Origin of the sequence: Sphingomonas faeni, from assembly GCF_024273235.1 — a bacterium.
Lineage (GTDB): Bacteria > Pseudomonadota > Alphaproteobacteria > Sphingomonadales > Sphingomonadaceae > Sphingomonas > Sphingomonas faeni_A.
This window is the reverse complement of the sequence record NZ_JANBVH010000005.1, coordinates 65809-79040: the sequence shown is the minus strand read 5'-3', so window position 1 is coordinate 79040 and position 13232 is coordinate 65809. Positions and strand designations below refer to the sequence as shown.

Annotated in this window: 14 protein-coding genes and 1 tRNA gene; 11 read left to right on the top strand and 4 right to left on the bottom strand. The window is 64.8% G+C overall.

The genetic code is table 11. From position 1 onward, the window contains the following. Positions 1–23 precede the first annotated feature (23 nt). Positions 24–908: a diacylglycerol/lipid kinase family protein gene (locus tag NLI89_RS03910; protein ID WP_254685825.1), complete on the top strand. Its 885-nt coding sequence runs from the start codon at positions 24–26 to the stop codon at positions 906–908. A gap of 248 nt (positions 909–1156) precedes the next feature. Here the strand turns inward: NLI89_RS03910 and NLI89_RS03905 are convergent, their stop codons facing one another. After that, entirely contained in the window at positions 1157–1777 is a 621-nt protein-coding gene (locus NLI89_RS03905) for a peptidylprolyl isomerase (RefSeq protein ID WP_254685824.1), read from the bottom strand. A 96-nt stretch (positions 1778–1873) separates the two neighbouring features. On the opposite strand from NLI89_RS03905, the gene NLI89_RS03900 reads away from it, so the two are divergent. From NLI89_RS03900 to NLI89_RS03875, 6 genes are read left to right on the top strand one after another with little or no spacing between them, the layout of a single operon-like run. After that, positions 1874–2797: an ATP-grasp domain-containing protein gene (locus NLI89_RS03900; protein WP_254685823.1), complete on the top strand. Its 924-nt coding sequence runs from the start codon at positions 1874–1876 to the stop codon at positions 2795–2797. Next, positions 2797–3813 carry an LLM class flavin-dependent oxidoreductase gene (locus tag NLI89_RS03895; protein WP_254685822.1) on the top strand — a complete coding sequence of 339 codons (1017 nt, stop codon included), beginning with the start codon at positions 2797–2799 and terminating at the stop codon, positions 3811–3813. Before NLI89_RS03900 ends, NLI89_RS03895 begins: the two co-directional genes overlap by 1 nt. After that, the gene (locus NLI89_RS03890; protein WP_254685821.1) at positions 3810–4544 is read left to right on the top strand and encodes a methionine ABC transporter ATP-binding protein; all 735 of its coding nucleotides are present in this window, start codon (positions 3810–3812) and stop codon (positions 4542–4544) included. Before NLI89_RS03895 ends, NLI89_RS03890 begins: the two co-directional genes overlap by 4 nt. After that, positions 4541–5203 carry a methionine ABC transporter permease gene (locus tag NLI89_RS03885; protein WP_254685820.1) on the top strand — a complete coding sequence of 221 codons (663 nt, stop codon included), beginning with the start codon at positions 4541–4543 and terminating at the stop codon, positions 5201–5203. The genes NLI89_RS03890 and NLI89_RS03885 overlap by 4 nt, the downstream gene beginning before the upstream one ends. 8 nt (positions 5204–5211) lie before the next feature. Next, positions 5212–6006, top strand: coding sequence for a MetQ/NlpA family ABC transporter substrate-binding protein (locus tag NLI89_RS03880; RefSeq protein WP_254685819.1), 795 nt, complete (start codon positions 5212–5214; stop codon positions 6004–6006). 38 nt (positions 6007–6044) lie between these two features. After that, positions 6045–7013 carry a magnesium and cobalt transport protein CorA gene (locus tag NLI89_RS03875; protein WP_254685818.1) on the top strand — a complete coding sequence of 323 codons (969 nt, stop codon included), beginning with the start codon at positions 6045–6047 and terminating at the stop codon, positions 7011–7013. Positions 7014–7295: 282 nt separating this feature from the next. Here the strand turns inward: NLI89_RS03875 and NLI89_RS03870 are convergent, their stop codons facing one another. Next, positions 7296–8285 (bottom strand): NADP-dependent oxidoreductase, encoded by a 990-nt coding sequence (locus NLI89_RS03870; protein ID WP_254685817.1) that lies wholly within the window; start codon positions 8283–8285, stop codon positions 7296–7298. A gap of 141 nt (positions 8286–8426) precedes the next feature. Beyond that, complete coding sequence (locus NLI89_RS03865) at positions 8427–9686, bottom strand: DUF2171 domain-containing protein (protein ID WP_254685816.1); 1260 nt, start codon at positions 9684–9686, stop codon at positions 8427–8429. A gap of 295 nt (positions 9687–9981) precedes the next feature. Between NLI89_RS03865 and NLI89_RS03860 the strand changes: the two genes are divergently transcribed. Next, a tRNA-Ala gene (locus tag NLI89_RS03860) sits at positions 9982–10057 on the top strand. Between the two features lie 162 nt (positions 10058–10219). Here the strand turns inward: NLI89_RS03860 and NLI89_RS03855 are convergent. Next, positions 10220–10438: a HipA N-terminal domain-containing protein gene (locus NLI89_RS03855; RefSeq protein ID WP_254685815.1), complete on the bottom strand. Its 219-nt coding sequence runs from the start codon at positions 10436–10438 to the stop codon at positions 10220–10222. 185 nt (positions 10439–10623) lie between these two features. Here NLI89_RS03855 and NLI89_RS03850 point away from each other — a divergent pair, with 185 nt between their 5' ends. The 3 genes from NLI89_RS03850 to NLI89_RS03840 all read left to right on the top strand — a co-directional run bounded on the left by NLI89_RS03850 (position 10624) and on the right by NLI89_RS03840 (position 13224). Beyond that, on the top strand, positions 10624–10872 hold the full coding sequence (locus tag NLI89_RS03850; RefSeq protein ID WP_254685814.1) for a hypothetical protein: 249 nt from the start codon (positions 10624–10626) through the stop codon (positions 10870–10872). Between the two features lie 110 nt (positions 10873–10982). After that, the gene (locus NLI89_RS03845) at positions 10983–13040 is read left to right on the top strand and encodes a DUF3857 domain-containing protein (RefSeq protein WP_254685813.1); all 2058 of its coding nucleotides are present in this window, start codon (positions 10983–10985) and stop codon (positions 13038–13040) included. Continuing rightward, positions 13012–13224, top strand: coding sequence for a hypothetical protein (locus NLI89_RS03840; RefSeq protein ID WP_254685812.1), 213 nt, complete (start codon positions 13012–13014; stop codon positions 13222–13224). The genes NLI89_RS03845 and NLI89_RS03840 overlap by 29 nt, the downstream gene beginning before the upstream one ends. Positions 13225–13232: the final 8 nt, after the last annotated feature.

Genomic DNA, 13232 nt, shown 5'->3' with positions numbered 1-13232 from the left:
GCATGCCGTGCGTTGGGGGCCTTATGTCGAACGATACGATCACGTCCGCCGCGCTCGTCGTCAACGCGAAGTCGCGCAAGGGCCAGAAGCTGTTCAAGCGTGCCTGCTCGGCAATGTCGGGACTGCCCTACGAGGTCGACGCTCATGCGGTTGAGGATCCGAAGGACCTCGAAGCGACGGTGTTGCGGGCGCTGGCGAAGAAGCCGGACCTGCTGATTCTCGGCGGCGGCGACGGCACGGTCAGCGGGCTGGTCGACCTGATGGTCGGCCACGACGTGATCCTCGGCGTGCTCCCGCTCGGCACCGCCAACAGCTTCGCACGCACGCTCGGCATCCCCCTGAACATCGAGGGCGCGGTCGAAGTCATCCGCACCGGCAAGCCGCGCCGGATCGATCTCGGCATGATCGACGGCGATTATTTCGCGAACTGCGCCGCGATGGGGATCAGCCCGAAGATCGCGGAGACCGTGCCGCACGGGTTGAAGAAGGTCTTTGGCAAGGTCGGCTATCTGGCCTGGGCAACGTATCAATATCTGCGCTTCCGGCCGTTCACGCTGATCGTCGGCGAGGGCCCGACCGCGGTGAAGATCCGCGTCGTCGAGGTGCGGATCTCGAACGGGCCGTATCATGGCGGCACCGAACTGGTGGATGCCGCGGCGGTCGATTCGGGCGAGATCGTGGTGCAGGCGGTTATGGGGCATGTGAAGCGGCGGCTGGTGCAGAACTGGGTCTCGAGCGTGTTCCGGCTCGACTCGCGGCATGAGAAGGTGCGGGATTTCAGGGGCAAGAGCTTGAAGATCAACACGATCCCGCCACTGCCGATCTCGATCGATGGGGAGGTGCTGGCGAAGACCCCGGTGACGGCGAAGGTCGCGGCGGGGATCATCCGGGTGATGGCGCCGGCCTGACGGGCGGAGAGCACCACTCCCCTCCTTGTTCTCCCGCGAAGGCGGGAGCCCAGTCTGGGTCCCCGCCTTCGCGGGGAAACAAGTTTGGTTCACGATAGGCCCCCCTACCAGCCGCCACCCCGGCGAAGGCCGGGGCCCAGTTGGAAAGGTCGCAGTAACGAAACGCAGCGCTTAGTTGGCGACGTCCCCCAACTGGGCCCCGGCCTTCGCCGGGGTGGTTGGATTCCAGGGCGAAGTAAGGTCGTTCCCTACTTCACCCGCCGCACCGTCAAAATCTTAACCGGCGCAGCAATCATCTGCCCCTTCATCACCCCCACCCCGGCAGTCGGCGAAGTCGGCGCGGCGAGGATGCGTTTCACCACGTCCATCCCCTCGACAACATGCCCAAACGCCGCAAACCCAGCCGTGTCACCAGTCCCCGTCGGGTTCGCGTCCAACGACAGCACCGGGCCAACGGTAATGAAGAAATCCGCCGTCGCACTCCCCGGCGCAAACCGCGCGAGCGAGATCGTGCCATCGACATGCGACAACCCCGTCTGGCTGGTCGGCTCATGCTTCACCGGCGGCAGCAGGCGTTTCACCTCGCCGTGAGGCCCACCCTGGATCAACCCCGCATCCGCACCCAGCTTCATCGCGCGGTAGAAGGTCACCCCGTCGAGCCGCTTCTGGTCGACATAGCGCAGGAAATTCGCGGTCGTCAGCGGCGCGCGATCCTTCTCCAGCGCCAGCGTGATCGGCCCCTCGCTGGTCGTCATCACGATCGAGACGGTCGCCGGAGCAACAGGCGGCGGCGCAGGCGGAGCCTCCTGCGCGGAAACGGAAACGGCGCCGAAAACGGCAAGGGCGAGCGTGACGAATCTGGAGATCATCCCCCACGCTACCCCGCCGCCGCCTCGCTGTCAGCGACCCCGCGACACGATATTGCGCCCGGCAAAGTTTTGCTTGGGTTTGCACGCCCGCGCGCAATGCGTATCCGGTGGGCGATGACCGATCTCGCCATTCTCTACGAGCACCCGCTCTGGTTCGAACCGCTGTTCGCCGCGCTCGACCGCCGCAGCGTTGCGGTCACGCGCGCGACGCCGGACGGGTTCTGGAACCCCGCTGACCAGAGCCCCCCCGCCCCCGTCGTCTTCAACCGGATCGCGATGTCGAGCTTCCTGCGAAGCGACGAGCATCCGATCTTCGACACGATGGCGATGCTCGATCACTGGCGCCGCGCAGGCGCGCGCGTAATCAACGGCACCGACGTCCTCGCGATCGACGCCTCCAAGGCGCGCCAATTGTCGCTGATCGCCTCGCTCGGCCTCGCGATCCCCGAAACGCGCGTCGTCCACCGCGCCGCCGATGTCGTCCCCGCCGCGCAGACGCTCCGCTTCCCGTTGGTCGTGAAGGCCAACATCGGCGGATCGGGCGCAGGCATCATCCGCTTCGACAGCCTCGACGAACTGCGCACCGCCGTCGCCGATGCCGGACTGCCAAGCAGCGTCGACGGCGTGTTGCTGGTCCAGGAATACGTCCCCGTCCGCGACGGCGCGATCACCCGGATCGAAACGCTCGACCGCAAATTCCTCTACGCGATCGAGGTCGCAGGCGGCGGCGCGTTCGATCTCTGCCCGGCGGACGCGTGCGTCGTCCCCGGCTCTGGCATCAAGATGGCCGCGGTCGAGCCCTCGCAGACCTTGAGAGACGCGGCCGAAGCGATCGCCCGCGCGGTCGATCTCGACGTCGGCGGGGTCGAGGTGATGATCGACGACCGTGACGGTGTCGCGCGCTTCTACGACATCAACGCACTGTCGAACTTCGTCGCCAAGCCCCTCGAAATGCTCGGCTGGGATCCGCACGACCGCCTCGTCGATTACCTGATCGAACACATCGAGAAGGCCCGCTGATGCGCTACGGTTACTGGACTCCCGTCTTCGGCGGCTGGCTTCGCAACATTCCCGACGAGGGGATGGAGGCGAGTTGGGCCTATACCAAGGCGCTGACGCAGAATGCCGAGCGCTGGGGCTATGACCTGACGCTGATCGCCGAGCTGAACCTCAACGATATCAAGGGCATTGAACAGCCCGCGCTCGATGCGTGGTCGACCGCGGCGGCACTCGCGGCGGTGACCGACAGTATCGAACTGATGGTCGCGGTCCGCCCGAACTTCCACCACCCCGCGCTGTTCGCCAAGGCGGCGGCGAATATCGATCGGATTTCGGGCGGCCGCCTCGCGCTCAACGTCGTGTCGTCCTGGTGGGCGGACGAGGCGAAGCAATACGGCCTCCAGTTCGACCAGCACGACGACCGCTACGCGCGCACGGCGGAGTGGCTGACCGTTGTCGACGGGTTGTGGACGCAGGAACGGTTCGACTTCGCGGGCCAGTTCTACACCACGCAGCAAGCGATCTGCTCGCCCAAGCCCGCCAAGCGCCCGACCGTCTATGCCGGCGGCGAGAGCGAGAAGGCCAAGGCGATGATCGCCGCGCAGTGCGACGCCTATGTCATGCACGGCGACCCGGCGGAGGCGATCGCCCCGAAGATCGCCGACATGGCCGCGCGCCGTGAAGCGGCCGGCGGCGCACCGATGCAGTACGGCATGGCCGCCTACGCGATCGTCCGCGACAGCGAGGCCGAGGCGAAACGCGAGCTCGAGCGCATCACCAGCGTCACCGAACTCCCCGCGGGCTATGCCAATTTCGACCAGTGGCTGTCGGGCACGCAGCTCGAACGCGAGATGAAGATCCAGGAATATTCCGTCTCCAACCGCGGCCTGCGCCCCAATCTGGTCGGCACGCCCGAACAGTTGAAGGAGCGCGTCGCCGAGTACGAGGCGGCCGGTCTCGACCTGCTGCTGCTCCAGATGAGCCCGCAGGCCGAGGAAATGGAGCGGTTCGCAGTGCAGGTCATGGGCACCACATGATCCGCCTCACCGACATCGTTAAAACCTACCCGGCAAGCGAAGCGGCTGCCCTGGACGGGATCTCGCTGGAGATTCCGGCACGCGGTGTGTTCGGCGTCATCGGCCAGTCCGGCGCGGGCAAGTCGACGCTGATCCGCCTGATCAACGCGCTCGAACGCCCGACTTCGGGCCGGGTAGAGGTCGATGGCGTCGACGTAGCCGCGTTGTCGGCGGCGAACCTGCGCGCGCTGCGTCGCCGGATCGGCATGATCTTCCAGAACTTCGGATTGCTATCCTCCCGCACGGTCGCGGCGAACGTCGCGTTCCCGCTCGTGCTCGCTGGTGTCGCAAAGGCCGAGCGCGAGACGAAAGTCGCAGCATTGCTCGACCGCGTAGACCTCGCCGATCACGCCACCAAATACCCCGCCCAACTCTCCGGCGGCCAGAAGCAACGCGTCGGCATCGCCCGCGCGCTCGCTACCGATCCCGACATCCTCCTGTGTGACGAAGCGACCAGCGCGCTGGATCCAGAAACGACCCGATCGGTCCTGACCCTCCTCCGCGAACTCAACCGAGACCTCGGCCTGACGATCGTGCTGATCACCCACGAAATGGACGTCGTCCGCTACGCCTGCGACCGCGTAGCCGTCCTCGAACGCGGCCGCATCGTCGAGACGGGCGCCGTCACGGAGATTTTCGCCGACGCCAAGCACCCGGCGACCAAGCGCATGCTGGCAACGCTGGCGGCATGAGCTTCTTCGCCAACATCGACTGGTCGGACATCGGCCAGGCGTGCCTCGACACGCTGATTATGCTCAGTGGATCGCTCGTGCTGACGATCGCGTTCGGCTTGCCCCTCGGCGTCCTGCTCTACCTCACCGGGCAAGGCCGCCTGTCGCAGAACCGAGTCGCCAACGTCGTGCTCGGCGTCATTGTCAACATTCTCCGCTCCGTACCGTTCATCATCCTGCTGATCGTGATGATCCCGCTCACCGTCATGCTCGTCGGCACATCGCTAGGCGTTGCCGGCGCGATCCCGCCGCTCGTCGTCGGCGCGGCGCCGTTCTACGCGCGCCTTGTCGAGGGGTCGCTCAAGGAAATCGACCGCACCACCATCGAGGCGGTGCAGGCGATGGGCGCCACCACGCGCCAGATCGTCACCGGCGCGCTGATCCCCGAAGCCCTTCCCGGCCTGATCGCCGGTGCCACCGTCACCGCGGTCGCGCTCGTCTCGTTCACCGCAATGGCCGGCGTGGTCGGCGCGGGCGGGCTCGGCGATCTCGCGATCCGGTTCGGGTATCAGCGCTTCCAGACCGACGTCATGGTCGTCACCGTCGTGCTGCTGGTCGTGCTCGTCCAGATCATCCAATATGCCGGCGACGCGCTCGCCCGCCACTTCACCCGCCGCTAGGAACCGCCATGAACCGCCGCACTGTGCTCGCCTCGTTCTCGCTGCTCGCCCTCGCCGCCTGCGGTAGCAAGCAGACTAACGACGGCAAGACGCTGACGATCGCCGCGACCGCGGTGCCGCACGCCGAGATCCTGGAATCGATCAAGCCGACGCTCGCAAAGCAAGGCGTCGACCTCCAGATCCGCGTCTTCAACGACTATGTCCAACCCAATCTCCAGGTCGAGCAGAAGCAGATCGACGTCAGCTATTTCGAGACCAAGCCGTATCTCGACCAGTTCAACGCCTCGCGCGGCACGCATCTCGTGACCTATGCCGGCGTCCATGTCGAACCGCTCGGCGCCTATTCGCGCAAGTGGAAGTCGATCGCGCAGATCCCCAACGGCGCCACCGTCGCGATCCCGAACGAGCCCAGCAACGGCGGCCGCGCGCTGCTGCTGCTCCAGAAGGCCGGGCTGATCACGCTCCGAAACCCGACCAACCCGCTGTCGAGCCTCAACGACATCGCCACCAACCCGAAGAACCTGAACTTCAAGGAACTGGAAGGCGCCACCCTGCCCCGGACGCTCGGCGAGGTCGATCTCGCGCTGATCAACACCAACTACGCGCTCGACGCGAAGCTCAACCCGGTCCGCGACGCGCTCGCGATCGAGGACAAGAACAGCCCCTACGTAAATTTCGTTGTCGGCCTCCCCGGCAACGAAAAGGACCCGCGGGTGGTGAAACTGATCGCCGCGCTTCGCAGTCCCGCCACCAAGACCTTCATCGAGCAGCATTATCGGGGTGCGGTGCTGCCGGCGTTCTGATACCGGCGCGGCCTCGTTAGCGTAATCCTTGAGGCTCCATGACGGTCGTCGCCGCGTATCTCTATCGCCATGGCAAGCGCGTCCGCGCGGTCTCGATCGACGAAAAGGTCGATTGCCCCGCGGATCGTTCGGAGTTCGTCTGGATCGGCATCTGCGACCCGTCGGCCGAGGAAATGCGGACGCTCAAGGAGCAGTACAACCTCCATCCGCTGGCAGTGGAGGACGCGATCAAGGCGGACCAGCTGCCCAAGGTCGACGTGTATGGCGACCAGCTGTTCGTGGTCGCGCGCACCGCCCAGCTGGAGCAGGACAAGATCGCGTATGGCGAGACCGCGATCTTCGTCGGTCACAGCCACATCATCAGCGTCCGCCACGGCTCGGCGCGGTCTCATAAAGCTCTACGCGAACAGCTCGAAGCCGCGCCGACCTTGCTGATCAACGGCGTCGACTATGTCCTCCACGCGATCCTCGACTATGTCGTCGACGGCTACCTGCCGATCATGGAAAGCATCGAGGACGAGGTGCTGGCGATGGAACAACGCACGATCGACGCGTTTCTCGGCCGCGACGAGATCGTCCGGATATTCGGCTTGCGTCGAGAAATGATCCGCTTCCAGCGCATCCTCGGACCAATGGGCGAGGTCGCGGGCAAGATCGTCCGGCTGGACTTGCCGTGCATCGACGTGGAGGCGAAACCGTATTTCAGCGACGTGCTCGACCACGTCCGCCGCGTGCAGACGATGGTCGAGGGCCTGCGCGAAGTGCTGACGTCGGTGTTCGAATTCAGCAACCTGCTCGAACAGCAACGCACCGGCGCGATCACCCGCCAGCTCGCGGCCTGGGCCGCGATCCTCGCCGTGCCGACCGCGATCGCCGGGATCTACGGCATGAACTTCGAGCACATGCCCGAGCTGAAGACGGAATACGGGTATTTCGTCGTACTGGGGGTGATCGCGGTGGTGTGCTCGGCGCTGTACGTGAAATTCAAGCAGGCGAAGTGGCTTTAGGGCGGACGACTACCCACCCCGTCATGCCGGGCTCGTTCCGGCATCCACCGTCCCGCAAACTCGCCAGCCATCGCTTCGCGGCACCGTGGACCCCGGAACTAGTCCGGGGTGACGAGGGTAAAACCACCCCTCACTAATCCTCCCCCGCCAGGGGGAGGTGGCTGGCACTCGCCAGACGGAGGGTGAGGCAGGAATAACCTCGGTTGCGCAGTCCGCCCCCACCGTCGCCTTCGGCGCCACCTCCCCCTTGCGAGGGAGGATCGAACGCCAAGCGACTGTCGTTCAAACCTTGACGAGCATCTTCCCGGTATTTCCACCCGAGAACAGCCCCAGAAACGCATCCGGCATCGTCTCGAGCCCCTCGTGCACCGTTTCCTGCCGCTTCAGCGTCCCCGCCGCCCGCATCCCGCCCATGTCCTTGTAGAACTCCTCGGCGCGATTCATGTAGTCGCTGACGATGAACCCGCGGATCTGGATCCGGTTACCGATCAGCCGCGCGAGATACTTCAACTGCGTCGCCGCCCCGCTGTTATACACGTCGATCATCCCGCAGACCGCGAACCGCGCGTGCATGTTCGCATGCGCCAGCGCCGCGTCGAGATGCTCGCCACCGACATTGTCGAAATACACGTCGATGCCCTTCGGCGCGGCCTGGCCCAGCGCCTTCACCACCGGAACGTCGCTCTTGTAGTCGATCACCGCATCGGCCCCGAGCGACTTCACCCACGCGCATTTCTCCGCGCCGCCAGCCGAGCCGATCACCGTCATGCCCTTGGCCTTCGCGACCTGCACGACGGTCGATCCGACCGCACCCGCCGCCGCCGACACGAACACCGTGTCGCCCGCCTTCGCCTCGGCAACCTGCAACAGCCCGAAATACCCAGTCATCCCCGGCATGCCGAGCTGCCCGAGGAACGCCTGCGCCGGCACATCGAGCGCAGGCAGCTTCTGCACCTGCGCGGCGGGCACGACCGCCTCGTCGCGCCAGCCCGCCATGTGCAGCACCATGTCGCCGACCTTGATGCCGTCGTCGTTGCTCTCGACCACTTCGCCGACCGCACCGCCCTGCATCGCCTCGCCCAGCGCGAATGGCGGGACATAGCTCTTCACGTCGTTCATCCGCCCGCGCATATACGGATCGACCGACAGCCAGCGATTGGCGATCCGCACCTCGCCGGCGCCGAGCGCGGCCGTGTCGAGATCGATCATGGCGAAATCGGTATGCTTCGGCATGCCTTGCGGACGTGCCTTCAGGCTCCATGCACGGGCCATAAATTTGCTCCTGTCTAGAATATTCGTGTTGTGGGTATGGCGGAACATACCCGCAGCGCAACCCGCAAAAAAGCCCGGACGTTCCCGCCCGGGCTCCTTCCCGGCCAGCATCACGCGATGCCGGCCGCTATGTTCAGGCGATCAGTAGGTGCCCGAACCCGACTTGCCGAGCGCATCGGTCGCCGTACCGGTGGTGGGGCCGGCGCCGGTGGTGGTCTGATCGCGATTGACCGTGCCGTTGCCGGCCTGGGCATTCGAAGCATAGCCCGTGGTGGTCCCGGCGTCCTTCTTGTCGCCACCGGTGCGGTCGCCATACTCGAACATCGCCGAGTTGCGCTCTTCCTCTTTCCACGCCGCCTTGGCTTCGTCGGCCGACTTCGACAGCGTCACTTTGCCATCGACGGTCTTGATCCAGCGCGACGGAATCGAGTGATGCACGCCACCCGCATCGCGGTCGTTCTTGGTCAACAGGATCCGGTCGCCCTTCACCTTGTCGACCGTCCCGACATGGCTGCCGTCGGACCCGACGACTTCCATATGCTCGGTAACCTGCGACAGCGAGCTACGCTGGCCCTGCCGCTCGGTGCGCCACGACGAAAACTCGTTCTCGAATTTCGAGCGGTTCTCGTTGCGATACTCGTCATAGTCGCGGTCGAGCGCCGCGATCTGCGTGCTGCGCCAGCTATGATAATGATCGTCGTGCGTGTTCGACGACCGGTTACCGAACGAACGGCTATCCGGATTACCATAGGAACGCTCGTCATAGCGCGCATCGGCCTCGCGACGACGCTCCGCCTCGTCATCGCCGAACCACGAGCGCACCTCGTCGCCTGCGCGCGCGATAAAACCGCGATCATCATAGTCATAGCCCTGCGGCTGGCGGCCATAACCACGGTTGTCACCACGCTGCGGGTTGCGATTGTCGTCGTCCGCATGACGATTGCGCCCTACATCCTCGAACCGGCGACCGTCCGACGCGTAGCTGCCGTGATATTCGGTATCGCCCGAACCCTGGCTGCGCTGGCCGTAGCCCTGCTGACCATAACGCTGCTGACCCGGATCCTGCCGACCATAGCCCTGCTGGCCATAGCCCTGGCCCGAGCCATAACGCGACTGACCATAGCGATCTCCGCCCGATGGCTGCTGGCGATCGTTGTGACCGCCGTAATAATCGCGGCCGCCCTGATCGCGACTCTGATCGCGACCATATTGATCGCGGCTCCTCTGATCGTCGCGTCCGCGGTTGTCGCGGTCGAATTCACCGGCGGCTGCGTAATCGCGCGCACTGGATCGGCCGTAGTCACCGCCATCGGACCGGAAATCGCGACCATAATCCTGCGAGTTCGGCCGACCGTAATAATCGCCAGACTGACGATCCCGGGTATTGCGTTCGTAGACCATGGGAAGCTCCTAATTGCTGTCCTGCGGCTGCCGGTCCCGTCGATCGATTTAGTCGATCGCGTTCCCGTACATTCCGAGGACTACAAACGCCCAGCCTGTCGATTGTTCCTGTATTTGCCGTGACTTGACGGCGACACGACGCAACGCTGCGACGACGCGCCTGACCGGGATTGTGTCGTCGTCTCGCCGAGCGGAGAACCACCCCAACGGCTTAGGAAATACCGGCCCGCCAAGCCAGTTGCATCCCCGAAATCGACCCGTTAAAGCCGCGACCATGGCCTATGGCCAACCGCGCGGGGCCGTAGCTCAGATGGGAGAGCGCTGCAATCGCACTGCAGAGGTCAGGGGTTCGATTCCCCTCGGCTCCACCAGCGCAACCTGTTGAAAAGTCACCTTTTCTGAGATCAGGCGGCGAGTGACGTAGTTACAAGCGTATCATTCGCGTATCGCAGATGAGCCGACGTGTGTTCCGACATGCCTCGAAAGACGTATCGACCTCGCGGTGCGCCAGTCGTCGAGCGTTCCGGTGGGCCCTACCCTGACGGTAATAGCATGATCGCGCCTGCGACATCGCCACCGAGGCGATCCAGCAAGGTAAAGTCATTGGCAACCGAAACACCCAGTGCCGCCGCGGCGCCTTGCTGCTGGTCGGCCTCGGGCAGCAATCCCCCGAAGAACGGACGGCAGGCCGCGCGGTTGAAGGGCTGATCGCGTAGCGGCAGGGAGCGCGGCAACGGCCTGCTGTTGCCCATGCCGGGTCATATCCGAAGCTGAGATCGCCACTACGATCCTGCGTCAGCAGGCCAACGACATTCTGGTCCCACCACACTCACTCCAGTGCCCCTACAGTCTCAGCGGTCTGACGATTCAGTTAATCGGCAGGTGGCGATCCAGCCGGCATGCAGAAGCTTAATCAATGCCGGGTCCATGAACGCATATGGCGGCGGACGTCCTGACGGCCGGCTACCACCGGGAGTTCATCGACGATCTCGACCGCTGCGAATATTTCGTCCCCGTCGAATGGGTCGCCACCGTCGGCCTCGATGCGGCGATCCACGAGGTCGGCATGTTCGGCAACCAGAACAGCGTCTGCGCGCCGAAGACGCCCAAGTGGCGTCACACGGTCGATCGGCTGAAGACGCTTTTCCCGCTTGGGACGAGACGAACTCGAACAGCGCAAGATTAGGTCCAGTTGGGTGGCTTGCGGCTGGCAGCGTGGTCGGTCAGATGTTGCGGTACGTAGCGCGCCAGCTAAGCTGCAGCGGCATTCGGGGGATTGATGTGTTCAGGGGCTCAATGTGGCGCGGAACGGCGCCGATCGTCGCGCTGTGCGGTACGACTGTGGTGCATGGGGCGGATCGAGCGCCGGTGCGTGTCGTGCGGTATGCGCCGGCGCCAGCATGGGTGATAGCGGCGCCCAAGGGAAGCGACGCGCCGACGCCGCCAGGGGCTCCGCTGCGCCTCATCTCGGCCGACCAGCAGGTCCGCGTGACGGACCGGGGCCAAGAAGAATATCAGGCGACCAAGCTGGCGCTCCTGACACCGGAAGCCTTGGCCGCCGGCAATCTGACGATGACATGGTCGCCCGCGAATGAAGAAATGATCGTCCATCGTCTGGCGATCATGCGAGATGACCAGACCATCGACGTGCTCGCCACGCAGAAGTTCACGGTCATCCAGCGCGAAAACAATCTCGAACAGTCCGCGCTCGACGGCAACCTGACGGCGACGTTGCAGATTGCGGGTCTTCAGGTCGGCGACGTGCTCGAATTTGCGATCACGACGGTTCGGCGCCAGACCAGCCTCGGCGAGAGGCCGCAAGGTTTCATGCAGTTCCCGGTGGCGGGCGTTCGCGGCGCGTACCGAGTGCGGCTGATCGCGCCGACGGGGGCAGGTATCGCCTTTCGAGCGTCACCCGATCTGCCCCAGCCAGTGGTCCGCGATATGGGCTTGGAAACCGAGCGCCAGCTCACCTTGTCGGATCCGGCATCCGTGACGATCCCGGACGGTGCACCGCTGCGGTATTCGATCGCGAGGCTGATGCAGTTCAGTGGTTACAGCGATTGGCCGGCAGTCTCGCGGACGTTCAGCGCGCCGTTCGTGCGTGCAGGAACGCTCGGCACGACCTCCCCGGTGAAAGCGGAGGCGGCGAAGATCGCCGCCGCGACGAACGATCCGGCGCAACGCGCGATGGCGGCGTTGCAACTGGTCCAGGATCGAATCCGCTACGTTTACGTCGGTCTGGATGGCGGCAATTATCAACCGGCGAACGTCGACGAAACGTGGCGCCGCCGGTTCGGCGATTGCAAGGCGAAAACGGTGCTTCTGATCGCGCTGCTGCACGAGCTGGGCATCGCGTCCGAACCCGTGCTGGTCGCGAGCAAGGGCGGCGATGGCACCGACGAGCGCCTTCCCACACCTGCGGTGTTCGATCACGTCGTCGTGCGCGCGACGATCGGGGCTGCGTCGGTCTGGCTCGACGGCACGAGGCTCGGCGACCGATCGCTGACTGGGCTGGAACCGCCGCCGTCGCGCTGGGGCCTACCGCTGCGCGCGAGCGGGGCTGCGCTTGAGCGGATCGCGCCCATCGTGCCGCGTTTGCCGAGCCGCATCCAGGCGGTCGAGGTAGATGCGTCCGCCGGTTTCGACAAGCCCGGCAAATACCGCATCCAGGTCACGCTGCGCGGCGACGAGATCTTCGGGATGCGCGCGCAGCTTGCTGGCCTCGCACCCGCCGACGCCGACAAGGCGCTGGTCGCCTATTGGCGACAGCAATACCCCGTCGTCGAAGCGACACATACCAGCTGGCGATTCGACGAGGCGAACCGACTTCTCGTGCTCGGTGTCGAGGGCGAAGGTAAGGTCGACTGGGACGGCGACGCGACGGAGGGGCACACGCACTATCTCTTCGGCGCTGGCTTTCCGCCTCCGGACGAGATGAAGCGGCCAAAGGATCAGCCGCAGGATGTGCCTTGGGCCAACGAGTACCCGTCGTTCACCTGCTACGCGACGACGATCAAAGTACCAGCGGCCGGCAAGGGCTTCCGCTGGTCGTTCTCATCCGACCCCATGGATCGGCGACTTGGCGGCATTTCCTATTGGCGGATCTCGTCGTTCGACGGCGTCACGGCGCGCATGGTCAAGAGCCGCCGTGTCGAGGTGCCGGAAATCAGTGCGAAGGAGGCGGCCGCTATTCCGAACGCCGTCCCCAAGTTCGACAACAACAAGTCATACGTCTGGGAGGTATCAAACAAAGGGCGCGGGGATGCCGCGAAGGCAGGTGTCGATACGTCAAGCAGGTTCGGCGCATTCAGCGATTTCGCGGGTGCGCATCCGCCGTGTCAAAAGCCGTAGTCGCCAGACGCCGGATCTTGGTATCGCGCTGGTATCGCAGATGTATCGATTTCGCCGTTTTGATGCCTATAATGCCGACAACAATCCTCGTTTTTCTGCGGTTTTTGCCAAAACTGTCGCATCCGTAATGCGGGGTAAGGTGATCGACTCGCTCAAGAGCCCAGCCCAGGATCAGTTTGCATGATTGGCGCG

What these genes read in the sequence shown, in the direction of transcription:
- NLI89_RS03910 (WP_254685825.1), top strand. Translation starts at nt 24, where the DNA reads ATGTCGAACGATACGATCACGTCCGCCGCGCTCGTCGTCAACGCGAAG.
- NLI89_RS03905 (WP_254685824.1), bottom strand. Translation starts at nt 1,777, where the DNA reads ATGATCTCCAGATTCGTCACGCTCGCCCTTGCCGTTTTCGGCGCCGTT.
- NLI89_RS03900 (WP_254685823.1), top strand. Translation starts at nt 1,874, where the DNA reads ATGCGTATCCGGTGGGCGATGACCGATCTCGCCATTCTCTACGAGCAC.
- NLI89_RS03895 (WP_254685822.1), top strand. Translation starts at nt 2,797, where the DNA reads ATGCGCTACGGTTACTGGACTCCCGTCTTCGGCGGCTGGCTTCGCAAC.
- NLI89_RS03890 (WP_254685821.1), top strand. Translation starts at nt 3,810, where the DNA reads ATGATCCGCCTCACCGACATCGTTAAAACCTACCCGGCAAGCGAAGCG.
- NLI89_RS03885 (WP_254685820.1), top strand. Translation starts at nt 4,541, where the DNA reads ATGAGCTTCTTCGCCAACATCGACTGGTCGGACATCGGCCAGGCGTGC.
- NLI89_RS03880 (WP_254685819.1), top strand. Translation starts at nt 5,212, where the DNA reads ATGAACCGCCGCACTGTGCTCGCCTCGTTCTCGCTGCTCGCCCTCGCC.
- NLI89_RS03875 (WP_254685818.1), top strand. Translation starts at nt 6,045, where the DNA reads ATGACGGTCGTCGCCGCGTATCTCTATCGCCATGGCAAGCGCGTCCGC.
- NLI89_RS03870 (WP_254685817.1), bottom strand. Translation starts at nt 8,285, where the DNA reads ATGGCCCGTGCATGGAGCCTGAAGGCACGTCCGCAAGGCATGCCGAAG.
- NLI89_RS03865 (WP_254685816.1), bottom strand. Translation starts at nt 9,686, where the DNA reads ATGGTCTACGAACGCAATACCCGGGATCGTCAGTCTGGCGATTATTAC.
- NLI89_RS03855 (WP_254685815.1), bottom strand. Translation starts at nt 10,438, where the DNA reads ATGGGCAACAGCAGGCCGTTGCCGCGCTCCCTGCCGCTACGCGATCAG.
- NLI89_RS03850 (WP_254685814.1), top strand. Translation starts at nt 10,624, where the DNA reads ATGGCGGCGGACGTCCTGACGGCCGGCTACCACCGGGAGTTCATCGAC.
- NLI89_RS03845 (WP_254685813.1), top strand. Translation starts at nt 10,983, where the DNA reads ATGTGGCGCGGAACGGCGCCGATCGTCGCGCTGTGCGGTACGACTGTG.